The sequence below is a fragment of the Serratia sp. TSA_198.1 genome, from assembly GCF_052686505.1.
Genome location: NZ_JBQZFP010000003.1, coordinates 453,860 through 469,126, shown reverse-complemented (window position 1 = coordinate 469,126; position 15,267 = coordinate 453,860). Strand labels below are relative to the sequence as shown.

General features: G+C 54.8%; 12 protein-coding genes and 2 tRNA genes. All 14 read left to right on the top strand.

The features are described 5' to 3' along the window. Positions 1-23: 23 nt before the first annotated feature. Positions 24-1,955, top strand: coding sequence for an ATP-dependent zinc metalloprotease FtsH (gene ftsH, locus ACUTSW_RS16785; RefSeq protein WP_037430164.1), 1,932 nt, complete (start codon positions 24-26; stop codon positions 1,953-1,955). A gap of 92 nt (positions 1,956-2,047) precedes the next feature. Then, positions 2,048-2,881: a dihydropteroate synthase gene (folP, locus tag ACUTSW_RS16780; RefSeq protein ID WP_062869309.1), complete on the top strand. Its 834-nt coding sequence runs from the start codon at positions 2,048-2,050 to the stop codon at positions 2,879-2,881. Between the two features lie 7 nt (positions 2,882-2,888). Further along, on the top strand, positions 2,889-4,226 hold the full coding sequence (gene glmM / locus ACUTSW_RS16775) for a phosphoglucosamine mutase (RefSeq protein ID WP_004952846.1): 1,338 nt from the start codon (positions 2,889-2,891) through the stop codon (positions 4,224-4,226). 250 nt (positions 4,227-4,476) lie between these two features. Further along, positions 4,477-4,812, top strand: a complete 336-nt coding sequence (secG, locus tag ACUTSW_RS16770) for a preprotein translocase subunit SecG (RefSeq protein ID WP_004952849.1) — start codon at positions 4,477-4,479, stop codon at positions 4,810-4,812. 77 nt (positions 4,813-4,889) lie between these two features. Beyond that, a tRNA-Leu gene (locus ACUTSW_RS16765) sits at positions 4,890-4,976 on the top strand. A gap of 60 nt (positions 4,977-5,036) precedes the next feature. Beyond that, positions 5,037-5,113: transfer RNA gene (locus tag ACUTSW_RS16760), tRNA-Met, on the top strand. Positions 5,114-5,330: 217 nt separating this feature from the next. Next, positions 5,331-5,783 carry a ribosome maturation factor RimP gene (gene rimP, locus ACUTSW_RS16755; protein ID WP_004952852.1) on the top strand — a complete coding sequence of 151 codons (453 nt, stop codon included), beginning with the start codon at positions 5,331-5,333 and terminating at the stop codon, positions 5,781-5,783. 21 nt (positions 5,784-5,804) lie between these two features. Then, on the top strand, positions 5,805-7,313 hold the full coding sequence (nusA, locus tag ACUTSW_RS16750; RefSeq protein WP_004952855.1) for a transcription termination factor NusA: 1,509 nt from the start codon (positions 5,805-5,807) through the stop codon (positions 7,311-7,313). Positions 7,314-7,337: 24 nt separating this feature from the next. Beyond that, entirely contained in the window at positions 7,338-10,025 is a 2,688-nt protein-coding gene (gene infB / locus ACUTSW_RS16745) for a translation initiation factor IF-2 (RefSeq protein WP_004952860.1), read from the top strand. 68 nt (positions 10,026-10,093) lie between these two features. Next, entirely contained in the window at positions 10,094-10,504 is a 411-nt protein-coding gene (gene rbfA / locus ACUTSW_RS16740; RefSeq protein ID WP_004952863.1) for a 30S ribosome-binding factor RbfA, read from the top strand. Beyond that, positions 10,504-11,448 carry a tRNA pseudouridine(55) synthase TruB gene (gene truB, locus ACUTSW_RS16735; RefSeq protein ID WP_004952866.1) on the top strand — a complete coding sequence of 315 codons (945 nt, stop codon included), beginning with the start codon at positions 10,504-10,506 and terminating at the stop codon, positions 11,446-11,448. Before rbfA ends, truB begins: the two co-directional genes overlap by 1 nt. A gap of 124 nt (positions 11,449-11,572) precedes the next feature. Then, entirely contained in the window at positions 11,573-11,842 is a 270-nt protein-coding gene (rpsO, locus tag ACUTSW_RS16730) for a 30S ribosomal protein S15 (RefSeq protein WP_004933502.1), read from the top strand. 256 nt (positions 11,843-12,098) lie between these two features. Then, positions 12,099-14,222, top strand: coding sequence for a polyribonucleotide nucleotidyltransferase (gene pnp, locus ACUTSW_RS16725; RefSeq protein WP_062869311.1), 2,124 nt, complete (start codon positions 12,099-12,101; stop codon positions 14,220-14,222). Positions 14,223-14,350: 128 nt separating this feature from the next. Then, the gene (gene nlpI / locus ACUTSW_RS16720; protein WP_004952871.1) at positions 14,351-15,235 is read left to right on the top strand and encodes a lipoprotein NlpI; all 885 of its coding nucleotides are present in this window, start codon (positions 14,351-14,353) and stop codon (positions 15,233-15,235) included. Positions 15,236-15,267 lie beyond the last annotated feature (32 nt).

Sequence of the window (15,267 nt, the reverse complement as noted above, 5' to 3'; positions counted from 1 at the left end):
ATGAGGTTAATCCCTTGAGTGACATGGCGAAAAACCTAATTCTCTGGTTAGTCATCGCGGTAGTGTTGATGTCTGTATTCCAGAGCTTTGGGCCCAGCGAGTCGAATGGCCGTAGGGTGGATTACTCTACCTTCATGTCCGAGCTGACCCAGGACCAGGTTCGCGAAGCGCGAATCAACGGACGTGAAATTAACGTTACCAAGAAAGACAGTAACAAATACACGACCTACATCCCTGTCAACGATCCTAAGTTGCTTGATACGTTGTTGACGAAAAATGTGAAAGTTGTTGGTGAACCGCCTGAAGAGCCGAGTTTGCTGGCTTCTATCTTCATTTCATGGTTCCCGATGCTGTTGCTGATTGGGGTTTGGATCTTCTTCATGCGGCAGATGCAGGGCGGCGGCGGCAAGGGCGCGATGTCCTTCGGCAAGAGCAAGGCCCGTATGCTGACGGAAGACCAGATCAAAACCACTTTTGCCGACGTTGCCGGTTGCGATGAAGCAAAAGAAGAAGTGAGCGAACTGGTGGAATACCTGCGCGAGCCGAGCCGCTTCCAGAAGTTGGGCGGCAAGATCCCGAAAGGCGTGCTGATGGTTGGCCCACCGGGGACCGGTAAAACCCTGCTGGCGAAAGCCATCGCGGGTGAAGCAAAAGTGCCGTTCTTCACCATTTCCGGCTCCGACTTCGTGGAAATGTTTGTCGGTGTGGGTGCTTCCCGTGTGCGCGATATGTTCGAGCAAGCGAAGAAAGCGGCACCGTGCATCATCTTCATCGATGAAATCGACGCCGTCGGTCGCCAGCGTGGCGCCGGTCTGGGTGGCGGTCATGATGAACGTGAGCAGACGCTGAACCAAATGCTGGTTGAGATGGACGGCTTTGAAGGCAACGAAGGCATTATCGTCATCGCTGCGACCAACCGTCCGGACGTGCTTGACCCGGCGTTGCTGCGTCCAGGCCGTTTCGACCGTCAGGTCGTGGTAGGGCTGCCGGACGTGCGTGGCCGTGAACAAATCCTGAAGGTGCATTCACGTCGCGTGCCGTTGGCGCCAGACGTTGATGCTTCTGTGCTTGCACGTGGTACCCCGGGCTTCTCCGGTGCGGACCTGGCTAACCTGGTCAACGAAGCGGCGCTGTTTGCCGCCCGCGGCAACAAACGCGTAGTGTCGATGGTTGAGTTCGAAAAAGCCAAAGACAAGATCATGATGGGCGCGGAACGTCGCTCCATGGTGATGACCGAAGCGCAGAAAGAGTCGACCGCGTATCACGAAGCAGGCCACGCCATTATCGGCCGTCTGGTTCCTGAGCACGATCCGGTGCACAAGGTCACTATTATTCCGCGTGGCCGTGCGTTGGGCGTTACCTTCTTCCTGCCGGAAGGCGATGCAATCAGCGCCAGCCGTCAGAAGCTGGAGAGCCAAATTTCTACGCTGTACGGCGGTCGTCTGGCTGAAGAGATCATTTACGGGCCAGAGAAAGTCTCTACCGGTGCGTCGAACGACATTAAAGTGGCGACCTCGATTGCCCGCAACATGGTGACCCAATGGGGCTTCTCCGAGAAGCTGGGGCCGCTGCTGTATGCGGAAGAAGAGGGCGAAGTGTTCCTGGGCCGTTCCGTGGCCAAAGCGAAACACATGTCGGACGAAACTGCGCGCATCATCGACCAGGAAGTGAAATCCCTGATCGAACGCAACTATATCCGTGCGCGTGCGTTGTTGATGGAAAACATGGACATCCTGCATTCAATGAAGGATGCCTTGATGAAGTATGAAACCATCGATGCGCCACAGATTGACGATCTGATGAACCGTAAAGACGTGCGTCCGCCAGCGGGTTGGGACGATGTGAACAAAGGCAGCAATTCCGACAACGGCGGCACCCCAAAAGCCCCGACGCCGGTAGATGAGCCGCGCACGCCAAACCCAGGCAATACCCTGTCTGAACAGCTAGACAAGTAACTTCGGCTGTGTAATAACATCGAACCCCGGCATGCCGGGGTTTTTTATTGCCCGGCGGGCAGTGATCCAGGCGACAGTAAGGTGAATTAGCGATGCAGTTAACCGTGCGAGACATGACTCTCGATCTTTCCCATCCACGGGTGATGGGGATCCTCAATGTAACCCCGGATTCTTTCTCTGACGGTGGCCGTCACAACACCTTGAATCAGGCGTTGTTGCATGCGCATGCGCTGATTTCGGCCGGTGCGACCATGATTGACGTGGGCGGAGAGTCGACCAGACCGGGAGCCGCGGAGGTCAGCGAAGAGGAAGAGATCGCACGCGTGGTGCCCGTGGTGGAAGCCATTGCCCGGCGTTTTGAAGTCTTTATCTCGGTGGATACTTCGAAAGCGGGGGTGATTCGCGAGTCGGCTAAAGCGGGGGCGCATCTGATCAATGACGTTCGCTCGCTGCAGGAGCCGGGGGCGCTGGACGCAGCCGTGGCAAGCGGGCTGCCGGTGTGCCTGATGCATATGCAGGGCGAACCGCGCACCATGCAGCAGGCGCCGCATTATGACGACCTGATCGCCGATGTGAATACATTTTTCCAGCGGCATATCGAACGTTGCAATGCCGCCGGCATTACAAATCAGAAATTGCTGCTCGACCCGGGATTCGGTTTCGGTAAGAATTTGGCTCACAATTATCAACTGCTGGCCAGATTGTCAGAGTTTCATCACTTCGGCCTGCCGCTGTTGGTAGGGATGTCGCGTAAGTCGATGATTGGACAGCTGCTGAATGTCCCCCCTGAACAGCGGGTTATCGGCAGCGTGGCCTGTGCGGTGATCGCCGCTATGCAGGGCGCACAGATTGTCAGAGTGCATGACGTTAAAGAAACCGTCGAGGCGATGCGTGTCGTCGAGGCAACACTTTCAGCTAAGGGATGACAGAGACATGAGCGAGCGCAAATATTTTGGTACCGACGGCATTCGTGGCAAAGTCGGCGATAGTCCTATTACCCCGGATTTCGTGCTGAAACTTGGCTGGGCTGCGGGTAAGGTACTGGCACGTCACGGCTCCCGTAAAATCATTATCGGTAAAGATACCCGCATTTCCGGCTACATGCTGGAGTCGGCGCTGGAGGCCGGCCTGGCCGCTGCGGGGTTATCCGCTTCTTTCACCGGTCCGATGCCGACGCCGGCGGTGGCTTATCTGACGCGCACCTTCCGTGCCGAAGCCGGTATCGTGATCTCTGCATCACATAACCCATTCTACGACAACGGTATTAAATTCTTCTCCATTGATGGGGCCAAGCTGCCGGATCATGTCGAAGAGGCCATTGAAGCCGAAATGGAAAAACCGCTGACCTGCGTGGAATCTGCCGAGTTGGGTAAGGCGAGCCGGATTATCGATGCCGCCGGCCGTTACATCGAATTCTGCAAAGGCACCTTCCCGAGCGAACTGAGCCTGAAGGGTCTGAAAATCGTGGTGGACTGCGCCAACGGCGCGACCTACCACATCGCACCGAGCGTGTTGCGTGAGCTGGGCGCTACGGTGATTGCCATCGGCGTTGAGCCGGATGGCATGAACATCAATGAGAAATGCGGCGCGACCGACGTTCGCCAACTGCAAGAACGCGTACTGCTGGAAAAAGCGCACGTCGGTCTGGCGTTTGACGGTGACGGCGACCGCGTGATGATGGTTGATCACCTTGGCAACAAAGTGGATGGCGACCAGATCCTGTACATCATCGCCCGTGAGGGGTTGCGTCAGGGCCAGTTGCGCGGTGGCGCAGTCGGTACGCTGATGAGTAACATGGGCCTGGAACTGGCGCTCAAGCAGCTTGGTATCCCGTTTGCCCGTGCGAAAGTGGGTGACCGCTACGTACTGGAGAAGCTACAGGAGCTGGGCTGGCGCATCGGCGCAGAAAACTCCGGCCACGTGATCCTGCTGGATAAAACCACAACGGGTGATGGCATCATCGCCGGCCTGCAGGTGCTGACCGCGATAGTGCGTAACAGCATGAGTTTGCACGACCTGTGCAGCGGCATGAAACTGTTGCCGCAGATCCTGGTTAACGTGCGTTTTGTCGGCGAGCACAACCCGTTGGAGTCTGACGATGTGCGTAAAGTCACCGAGCAGGTTGAAACCGAGTTGGCTGGCCGTGGCCGCGTTCTTTTGCGTAAATCAGGTACCGAACCCTTGATCCGCGTGATGGTGGAAGGTGAGGATGAACAGCAGGTTACCGCGCTGGCGCACCGTATCGCCGATGCTGTAAAGGCTGCCGGTTAACGGATTGCCGAGAGCCGGGGGCTGTTTGGGGTCCCCGGAAAACACAGCCTGCGAATTTTATTGGTGTTTTTTTCCGCAAACACGCCGGCTGCTGCAAATTGCCCTTGCGCGGGTTAGCGGCTTTGGTTAGTATTCACACCCGCTTCAGTGGGCAGTTTGATACAACGCCTGCGACTTCTTAATAGAAAAGAAGCCTTTGGGGTGTGAAGCATTTGGCACGCGGTGAAGCCGCAAGGATACGGGTACAACTATGTACGAAGCTCTTCTGGTAATTTTCCTGCTGATCTCAATCGGGCTTGTTGCTCTGATTATGCTGCAGCAAGGTAAAGGCGCTGATATGGGAGCCTCATTCGGAGCAGGTGCGTCTGGCACATTGTTCGGTTCGAGTGGTTCCGGTAACTTCATGACCCGCATGACGGCTATTCTGGCGGCATTGTTCTTCGTCATCAGTTTGATCCTGGGCAACCTGAGCACCAACCAGAGCAAGAAAGGCAGCGAGTGGGAAAACCTGGGTCAGCCAGTGAAATCTGAGCAGACTACCGCACCGGCAGCACCAACCAAGCCGAGCAGCGATATCCCACAGTAAGCGGCAAGCAGTCACAGAGTTTGAAAACGGTTGTTGTTACCTCAATAAAATAACAGCCGTTAGCAGCAAGAATCAGTACCGAGGTGGTGGAATTGGTAGACACGCTACCTTGAGGTGGTAGTGCCCTAACGGGCTTGTGGGTTCGAGTCCCATCCTCGGTACCAAATCCCAGAGATAACTTGCAATTTTGCAATTATCGGCGTAATATTTGCCACGTTTTCGGACGCGGGGTGGAGCAGCCTGGTAGCTCGTCGGGCTCATAACCCGAAGGTCGTCGGTTCAAATCCGGCCCCCGCAACCACTTTCCTTTAAGTGTTTATTTTCAAATACACTTTTCGATTGAATTCCGCTTTTCTCGAACAACATTTGAAAATGACACTTGTTAGAAAGTTGCACCGAAGTCGCTTTGCGGCAAACAGGGTCCAGTTGCATAAAGCCCCGAATTTTCGGGGTTTTTTGTTATTTGGCAACAGAATCACTGGGCTATTAGGCCCTTTTTTTATGTCTTGGGGGTGGGCTTGTCCACATTAGAGCAAAAATTAACAGAGATGCTTTCGGCACCGGTAGAAGCGTTGGGCTTTGAGCTTGTAGGCATCGAATTTATTCGTGCGCGCCAATCGACGCTCCGTATCTATATTGATAGTGAAAACGGCATCAATGTTGACGATTGTGCTGATGTCAGCCACCAGGTCAGCGCTGTATTGGACGTCGAAGAGCCAATCACGGTCGCTTACAACTTGGAAGTCTCCTCTCCTGGCCTTGATCGCCCGATGTTCACCGCTGAGCACTATACTCGTTTCCTCGGTGAAGAAGTCAGCTTGGTCCTGCGCATGGCCGTACAGAACCGTCGCAAATGGCAGGGCATTATCAAGTCTGTCGATGGCGAGATGATCACGGTTACTGTGGAAGGGAAAGATGAAGTGTTCGCGCTGAGCAACATCCAGAAAGCGAACCTGGTACCCCACTTTTAAAGTTTGGATGAGGCAACTAGGATGAATAAAGAGATTCTGGCTGTTGTTGAAGCTGTTTCCAACGAAAAATCCCTTCCGCGTGAGAAGATTTTCGAAGCGTTGGAAACCGCATTAGCCACCGCAACCAAGAAAAAATACGAGCAAGAAATTGAGGTTCGCGTCAGCATTGACCGCAAAACCGGCGATTTCGATACCTTCCGTCGTTGGGTCGCCGTAGATGAAGTGACCCAGCCAACGCGTGAAATCACGCTGGAAGCCGCTCAGTATGAAGAGCCGGGCATCGAGTTGGGCGGGTACATTGAAGATCAGATCGAATCTGTGACCTTTGACCGCATCACCACCCAAACCGCGAAACAGGTTATCGTACAGAAAGTACGTGAAGCCGAACGCGCCATGGTCGTCGACGCTTTCCGTCAGCACGAAGGTGAAATCGTCACCGGCGTGGTGAAGAAAGTTAACCGTGACAGCATTGCGCTGGACCTGGGCAGCAACGCAGAAGCGGTCATTGGCCGTGAAGACATGCTGCCGCGCGAAAACTTCCGTCCGGGCGACCGAATTCGCGGCATATTGTACGCCGTCCGCCCTGAAGCTCGTGGCGCACAGCTGTTCGTCAGCCGTTCCAGCGCAGAGATGCTGAAAGAACTGTTCCGCATCGAAGTGCCGGAAATCGGCGAAGAAGTGATTGAAATTAAAGCGGCAGCCCGTGATCCTGGCTCCCGTGCAAAAATTGCTGTGAAAACCAACGACAAACGCATCGACCCGGTCGGCGCTTGCGTAGGTATGCGCGGTGCGCGCGTTCAGGCCGTTTCGAGCGAACTCGGCGGCGAACGTATCGATATCATCCTGTGGGATGATAACCCTGCGCAGTTCGTCATCAACGCCATGGCGCCGGCAGACGTTGCCTCGATCGTGGTTGATGAAGATAATTGCACCATGGATATCGCCGTCGAAGCCAGCAATCTGGCACAGGCGATCGGCCGTAATGGCCAAAACGTGCGTTTGGCTTCCCAATTGTTAAAACAGCATCGTGACGATGACCGTTGGGAACTGAACGTGATGACGGCGGACGATCTGCAGGCCAAGCACCAGGCCGAAGCTCATGCCGCCATTGATACCTTCACCAAGTATCTTGATATCGACGAAGATTTCGCCACCGTACTGGTCGAAGAAGGCTTCTCTACTCTGGAAGAGTTGGCTTACGTGCCAATCAAAGAGCTGCTGGAAATTGACGGTCTGGATGAAGATATGGTTGAAGCGTTGCGCGATCGCGCCAAAGCTGCATTGACCACGCTTGCCCTGGCCCAAGAAGAGAGCCTGGGCGACCAAAAACCTGCTGACGATTTGCTCAACCTTCCGGGTCTTGAGCGCAGCATGGCCTTTAAACTGGCCGCGCGTGGGGTTTGTACGCTGGAAGATCTTGCCGAGCAGGGTGTTGACGATCTGGCGGATATTGAAGGGCTTAGCGATGAGCAAGCCGGCGAGCTGATTATGGCCGCACGTAATATCTGTTGGTTTGGCGACAACGCGTAATAAACTGTAGCAGGAAGGAACAGCATGACGACAGATGTAACCGTAAAATCGCTGGCAGCAGAGATTCAGACTCCAGTTGATCGCCTGGTACAGCAGTTTGCTGATGCAGGGATTAACAAGTCTGAGACAGACTCTGTGACCCAGCACGAGAAAGAAGCCTTACTGGCGCACCTTAACCGTGAACACGGTAGTGCGCCGGGTAAGCTCACGTTGCAGCGCAAAACGCGCAGCACCTTGAATATTCCGAGCACCGGCGGTAAAAGTAAATCGGTGCAAATCGAAGTCCGCAAGAAACGCACTTATGTAAATCGCGATACGCCAGAAGCCCAACAGGCTGAAGCGGCAGAGCAGGCACAGCGTGAAGCGGAAGAGCAGGCACAGCGCGCAGCGGAAGAGCTGGCGAAACGCGAAGCAGAAGCAAAGCGCGCAGCCGAAGACCAAGCCAAACGTGAGGCCGCGGAGATTGCTAAGCGTAATTCAGCGGAAAAAGAAAAAGTGACCAATCAACATACCGACGAAATGACCAAGCCAGCTCAGGCAGAAAAAGCACGCCGTGAAGCCGAAGCCGCAGAACTGAAACGTAAAGCGGAAGAAGAAGTGCGCCGCAAGGTTGAAGAAGACGCTAAACGCGTAGCGGAAGAAGCGCGCCGTATGGCCGAAGAGAACGGCGAGAAGTGGGCCGAAGCTGAAGCAGCAAGCGCTGCGGTTGAAACAGCCGATTACCACGTGACCACCTCTCAGCACGCCCGTGCAGCCGAAGACGAAAACGACGCCAAAGTTGAAGGCGAACGCCGCGCCCGCACTCGTGGCGGTAAAGCGACCAAGCAGAAGAAAGGCAACAAGCTTTCCGAGTCTAAAGCAGACCGTGAAGAAGCGCGCGCCGTTACCCGTGGCGGTAAAGGCAAGCGTAAGCCAAGCACTCTTCAGCAGGGCTTCAACAAGCCGGCTCAGGTGGTTAACCGTGACGTTGTGATCGGCGAAACCATCACCGTAGCCGAACTGGCTAACAAAATGGCGGTTAAAGGCTCTCAGGTCATCAAAGCGATGATGAAACTGGGCGCAATGGCCACCATTAACCAGGTCATCGACCAGGAAACCGCACAGCTGGTTGCCGAAGAGATGGGCCACAAAGTTATCCTGCGTCGTGAGAACGAGCTGGAAGAAGCGCTGATGAGCGACCGTGATACCGGTGCTGCCGCCGAGTCACGTGCACCTGTCGTGACCATCATGGGCCACGTTGACCACGGTAAAACTTCTCTGCTGGACTACATCCGCTCCACCAAGGTGGCAGCAGGCGAGGCCGGTGGTATTACCCAGCATATCGGTGCTTACCACGTAGAAACCGACAACGGCATGATCACCTTCCTGGATACCCCAGGCCACGCAGCCTTTACCTCAATGCGTGCCCGCGGTGCTCAGGCGACAGACATCGTTGTTCTGGTTGTTGCAGCCGACGACGGCGTGATGCCGCAAACCATCGAAGCTATTCAGCATGCGAAAGCAGCGAAGGTGCCGTTGGTGGTTGCAGTGAACAAAATCGACAAGCCGGAAGCCGATCCGGACCGCGTTAAGCAGGAACTGTCCCAGTACGGCGTTATGCCGGAAGAGTGGGGCGGCGAAGCACAGTTCGTTCACGTATCTGCGAAAGCCGGTACCGGTATCGACGAACTGCTGAACGCTATCTTGTTGCAGGCCGAAGTTCTCGAACTGAAAGCCGTACGCAGCGGCATGGCCAGCGGCGTGGTTATCGAATCCTTCCTGGATAAAGGTCGTGGTCCGGTTGCTACCGTGCTGGTACAGGAAGGTACGCTGAACAAAGGCGATATCGTTCTGTGTGGCTTCGAATACGGCCGTGTACGTGCCATGCGTGACGAACTGGGTCGCGAAGTGACCTCTGCGGGTCCTTCTATTCCGGTTGAGATCCTGGGCCTGTCCAGCGTTCCTGCCGCCGGTGATGAAGCGACCGTGGTGCGTGACGAGAAGAAAGCGCGTGAAGTTGCGCTGTACCGTCAAGGCAAGTTCCGCGAAGTTAAGCTGGCGCGTCAGCAGAAATCTAAACTGGAAAACATGTTCGCTAACATGACCGACGGTGAAGTTTCTGAGCTGAACATCGTACTGAAATCTGACGTACAGGGTTCTTGTGAAGCGATTTCCGAATCACTGCAGAAACTCTCTACCGATGAAGTGAAAGTGAAGATTGTCGGCTCCGGCGTGGGGGGTATCACCGAAACCGACGCAACGCTGGCAGCGGCTTCCAACGCTATCATCCTGGGCTTCAACGTCCGTGCCGACGCTTCTGCGCGCCGCGTGATTGAAGCTGAAAGCCTGGATCTGCGTTACTACTCCGTCATCTATAACCTGATCGACGAAGTGAAGCAGGCGATGAGCGGTATGCTGGCGCCTGAGTACAAGCAGCAGATTATCGGTCTGGCCGCCGTGCGTGACGTGTTCAAATCTCCGAAATTTGGTGCCATCGCAGGTTGTATGGTTACCGAAGGGACGATCAAGCGTCACAACCCAATCCGCGTTCTGCGCGACAACGTGGTTATCTATGAAGGCGAGCTGGAATCCCTGCGCCGCTTCAAAGATGACGTTAACGAAGTCCGTAACGGCATGGAATGTGGTATCGGCGTTAAGAACTACAACGACGTGCGCGTCGGCGACATGATCGAAGTGTTCGAAATCATTGAGATTCAACGCACCATCGCTTAACGCTTGCACATCTGCTTAAGTCTGTTCCGGGGGGCCTTGTGCCCCCCGATTTGTCTGGAGAATCCATAATGGCAAAAGAATTCAGCCGCGGTCAGCGCGTGGCACAAGAGATGCAAAAAGAGATTGCTATCATTCTGCAGCGTGAAGTCAAAGATCCGCGTATCGGCATGGCTACCGTTTCTGGTGTAGAAGTTTCTCGTGATTTGGCCTATGCCAAGGTTTACGTCACCTTCCTGAACGTGTTGACCGAAAACGCCGATCCGGATCTGGTGCCTAAAGGCATTAAAGCGCTGGAAGACGCTTCCGGCTACATCCGCACGCTGCTGGGTAAAGCCATGCGCCTGCGCGTGGTGCCTGAGCTAACCTTCGCGTACGACAACTCACTGGTGGAAGGCATGCGCATGTCCAACCTGGTGACCAACGTCGTGAAGAATGACGCCGAACGCCGTTCTGCATCAGGCGATGACGAGGAGGCTTAATGAGTCGCCCTCGTCGCCGCGGCCGTGATATTCACGGCGTACTGTTGCTGGACAAACCGCAGGGTCTGTCGTCCAACGACGCTCTGCAAAAAGTGAAACGCCTTTATAACGCCAATCGCGCGGGCCACACCGGCGCGCTCGATCCGCTGGCGACAGGCATGCTGCCGATTTGCCTGGGTGAGGCGACCAAGTTCTCGCAATTCCTGCTCGACTCCGATAAACGCTATCGTGTCATTGCCAAGCTGGGTCAGCGTACCGACACCTCGGATGCGGACGGCCAGATTGTGCAAGAGCGCCCGGTGAATTTCACTCAGGCGCAACTCGATGCGGCGCTGGACAGCTTCCGCGGCGATATCAAGCAAGTGCCGTCGATGTACTCGGCGCTGAAGTACCAGGGCAAGAAACTCTACGAGTATGCGCGCCAGGGTATCGAAGTGCCGCGTGAAGCGCGCAGCATTACGGTGTATGAACTGCAGTTCATTCGCTGGGAAGGCGACGAGCTGGAGTTGGAAATCCACTGTTCGAAAGGCACCTACATCCGCACCATCACCGATGATCTCGGTGAACTGCTGGGCTGCGGCGCGCACGTGATCTATCTGCGTCGTTTGCAGGTAGCGACTTATCCGATCGAACGTATGGTCACGCTTGAGCAGTTGAACGCGTTGCTGGAGCAAGCCCAGGCGCAGGAAATCGCGCCAGGCGAGTTGCTCGATCCGTTGCTGATGCCGATGGACAGCCCGGTAGAAAACTACCCGGAAGTGAATTTGCTGCCGGTCGTTGCGGGTTACGTCAAGCAGGGGCAGCCGGTACAGGTTGCCGGCGCACCGGCCTCGGGCATGGTGCGAATGACCGAAGGTGAAGAGCGTAAATTTATCGGCGTAGGTGACATCGCCGATGACGGTCGCGTAGCGCCGCGCCGCCTGGTGGTCGAACATTTCGACTGAGGGTGGAAAAACGCACTGCCTTGCGATCGCACTGCGCTAAGAGTAGAATGGCGCAGCTTATGCATTGGGTTGCTGAATTAGAGATCGGCGCCTGTATTTATTATCTATAATCTGGAGTATGACAATGTCTCTAAGTGTTGAAGCTAAAGCTCAAATCGTAGCTGATTTTGGTCGTGGTACTAACGACAGCGGTTCTACCGAAGTTCAGGTTGCCCTGTTGACTGCGCAGATCAACCATCTGCAAGGCCACTTCTCAGAACACAAAAAAGATCACCACAGCCGTCGTGGTCTGCTGCGTATGGTTTCTCAGCGTCGTAAGCTGCTGGATTACCTGAAGCGTAAAGATGTAGCACGTTACACCAGCCTGATCGAGCGTCTGGGTCTGCGTCGCTAATCTAGCAAGTTTCAGCGGAAAGGGGCCTATTTTGGCCCCTTTCTTCTAGGAAGCATAAGCAAATCAGGTTAATGTATTACTGATGTTTCCAAACAGGTTCTTCCGTTACAGAGGTTCGCGCGGCTAATGAGAGGCTTTGTCTCAGGCTTGAGATAAGGATTGTCATTAGTCGCGAGGATGTAGTGAGAAGGCAAATCGAGTCACTGGCGTGTCGAGTCGTCAATACGATTGCGCGTCGTTAATCAAGGATATAATTTTGCTGACACCGATCATTCGCAAATTCCAGTATGGCCAGCATACCGTCACCATCGAGACCGGTATGATGGCTCGTCAGGCCACCGCCGCCGTTATGGTGAGCATGGATGACACCGCAGTATTCGTTACCGTAGTTGGCCAGAAAAAAGCCAAGCCAGGCCAAAGCTTCTTCCCACTGACCGTTAACTATCAGGAGCGTACTTACGCTGCTGGTCGTATCCCGGGCAGCTTCTTCCGTCGTGAAGGCCGTCCGAGCGAAGGCGAAACCCTGACCTCACGCCTGATTGACCGTCCGATCCGTCCACTGTTCCCGGACAGCTTCCTGAATGAAGTGCAAGTGATCGCGACCGTAGTTTCCGTTAACCCGCAGGTAAACCCGGACATCGTTGCGATGATCGGCGCTTCTGCTGCTCTGAGCCTGTCCGGTATTCCGTTCAACGGCCCAATCGGCGCTGCACGCGTGGGTTACATCAACAATCAGTACGTGCTGAACCCAACGACCGACGAGCTGAAAGAAAGCAGCCTGGACTTGGTGGTTGCCGGTACCGCTGGCGCAGTGCTGATGGTTGAATCCGAAGCTGACGTTCTGAGCGAAGATCAGATGCTGGGCGCTGTGGTCTTTGGCCATGAGCAACAGCAGATTGTTATCGAGAACATCAACTCCCTGGTTGCCGAAGCCGGTAAGCCTAAGTGGGACTGGCAGGCACCTGCAGTCAACGAAGCGCTGCACGCGCGCGTTGCAGAACTGGCAGAAAGCCGTCTGGGCGACGCTTACCACATCACCGAGAAACAAGAGCGTTACGCTCAGGTAGATGCGATCAAGAGCAGCGTAATTGAAACCCTGCTGGCACAGGACGAAACCCTGGACGCGTCTGAAATTCAGGATATCCTGGGCAGCGTTGAGAAAAACGTTGTACGTAGCCGCGTGCTGCGTGGCGAGCCGCGTATCGACGGCCGTGAAAAAGACATGATCCGTGGTCTGGACGTGCGCACCGGCGTGCTGCCGCGTACCCACGGTTCCGCACTGTTCACCCGTGGCGAGACTCAGGCTCTGGTTACTGCAACGCTGGGCACCGCCCGTGACGCGCAAAACCTGGATGAGCTGATGGGTGAGAAAACCGACAGCTTCCTGTTCCACTACAACTTCCCTCCGTACTCCGTAGGTGAGACCGGTATGGTGGGTTCGCCTAAACGTCGTGAAATTGGTCACGGTCGCCTGGCGAAACGCGGTGTATTGGCTATGATGCCTAAACCAGAAGATTTCCCGTACACGGTGCGTGTGGTTTCTGAAATCACCGAATCCAACGGTTCTTCTTCAATGGCTTCTGTCTGTGGTGCCTCTCTGGCGCTGATGGACGCAGGCGTGCCAATCAAGGCAGCCGTTGCGGGTATCGCAATGGGCCTGGTTAAAGAACAAGATAACTTTGTCGTTCTGTCCGACATTCTGGGTGACGAAGATCACCTGGGCGACATGGACTTCAAAGTAGCCGGTAGCCGTGACGGTATTACCGCGCTGCAGATGGACATTAAAATTGAAGGCATCACCCGCGAAATCATGCAGGTGGCACTGAACCAGGCCAAGGGCGCGCGTCTGCACATCCTGGGCGTGATGGAACAGGCTATCAGCACCCCGCGTGGCGATATCTCTCAGTTCGCACCACGTATCCACACTATCCGAATCAACCCGGACAAGATCAAAGACGTGATCGGTAAAGGCGGCTCTGTCATCCGTGCGCTGACCGAAGAGACCGGCACTACCATCGAAATCGAAGATGATGGTACGGTTAAAATTGCTGCTACCGACGGTGAGAAAGCCAAGTTCGCTATCCGCCGTATCGAAGAGATCACCGCAGAGATCGAAGTGGGCCGTATTTACCAGGGTAAAGTGACCCGTATCGTTGATTTCGGCGCATTCGTGGCGATCGGCGGTGGTAAAGAAGGTCTGGTGCACATCTCTCAAATCGCTGACAAGCGCGTTGAGAAAGTGACCGACTATCTGCAGATGGGTCAGGAAGTACCGGTTAAGGTACTGGAAGTTGACCGTCAGGGCCGTGTGCGTCTGAGCATCAAAGAAGCTACAGCGCCAGAAGCAGGTTCATCTGCACCTGCGCCTGAAGCAGAATAACTGTATAGATAGATTTACAGCTCCCCGCCATGGGGTTGGGAGCTGTTCGTATCGCGCGGGTAGGATGCCTGCGTATTAGCAAACGGATGACAGGATGTTCATCCAATGTTTGTCTTCGGGAGTGGGAAATGAAGCCTTTCTTGCGCTGGTGTTACGTTGCGACAGCACTCATGCTGGCAGGATGCAGCAACCATGATTGGCGTAAAGACGAAGTTTTGGCGATCCCGTTGCAGCCAACGCTGCAGCAGGAAGTGATCCTGGCGCGCATGGAACAAATACTTGCCAGCCGGGCACTGACGGACGATGAGCGTGCGCAGCTTTTATATGAGCGCGGTGTGCTGTATGATAGCCTCGGGCTACGTGCACTGGCGCGCAATGATTTCTCGCAAGCGCTGGCGATACGTCCTGATATGCCAGAAGTTTTCAACTACCTGGGCATTTACTTAACGCAGGCAGGCAATTTTGATGCTGCCTATGAAGCGTTTGATTCTGTACTAGAGCTTGATCCAACTTACAATTACGCGCGTTTAAACCGGGGCATCGCACTGTATTATGGCGGCCGCTTCCCGTTGGCGCAGGATGATCTGCAGGCGTTTTATCAAGACGACCCAAACGATCCCTTCCGTTCGTTGTGGCTGTATCTTGTGGAAAGAGAAATCGATCCCAAGAAGGCTGACGTAGCGCTCCAGCAGCGTTATGACAAAGCGAACCGAGGGCAATGGGGATGGAATATTGTCGAATTCTACCTGGGCAACATCAGTGAAAAAACGCTGATGGAAAAGCTCAAGGCAGATGCAACGGATAACACTTCGCTCGCTGAGCATCTCAGTGAAACTGACTTCTATTTGGGTAAACACTACCTGAGTCTGGGGGACAAGGACACCGCTTCGGCGCTGTTCAAACTGACGGTTGCTAACAACGTTCATAATTTCGTTGAGCACCGCTATGCATTGTTGGAATTGGCGCTGTTGGGCCAAGAACAAGACGACCTATCGGAATCGGACCAGCAATAGCTGACGAACAACTATCAGCCTGATATACATTG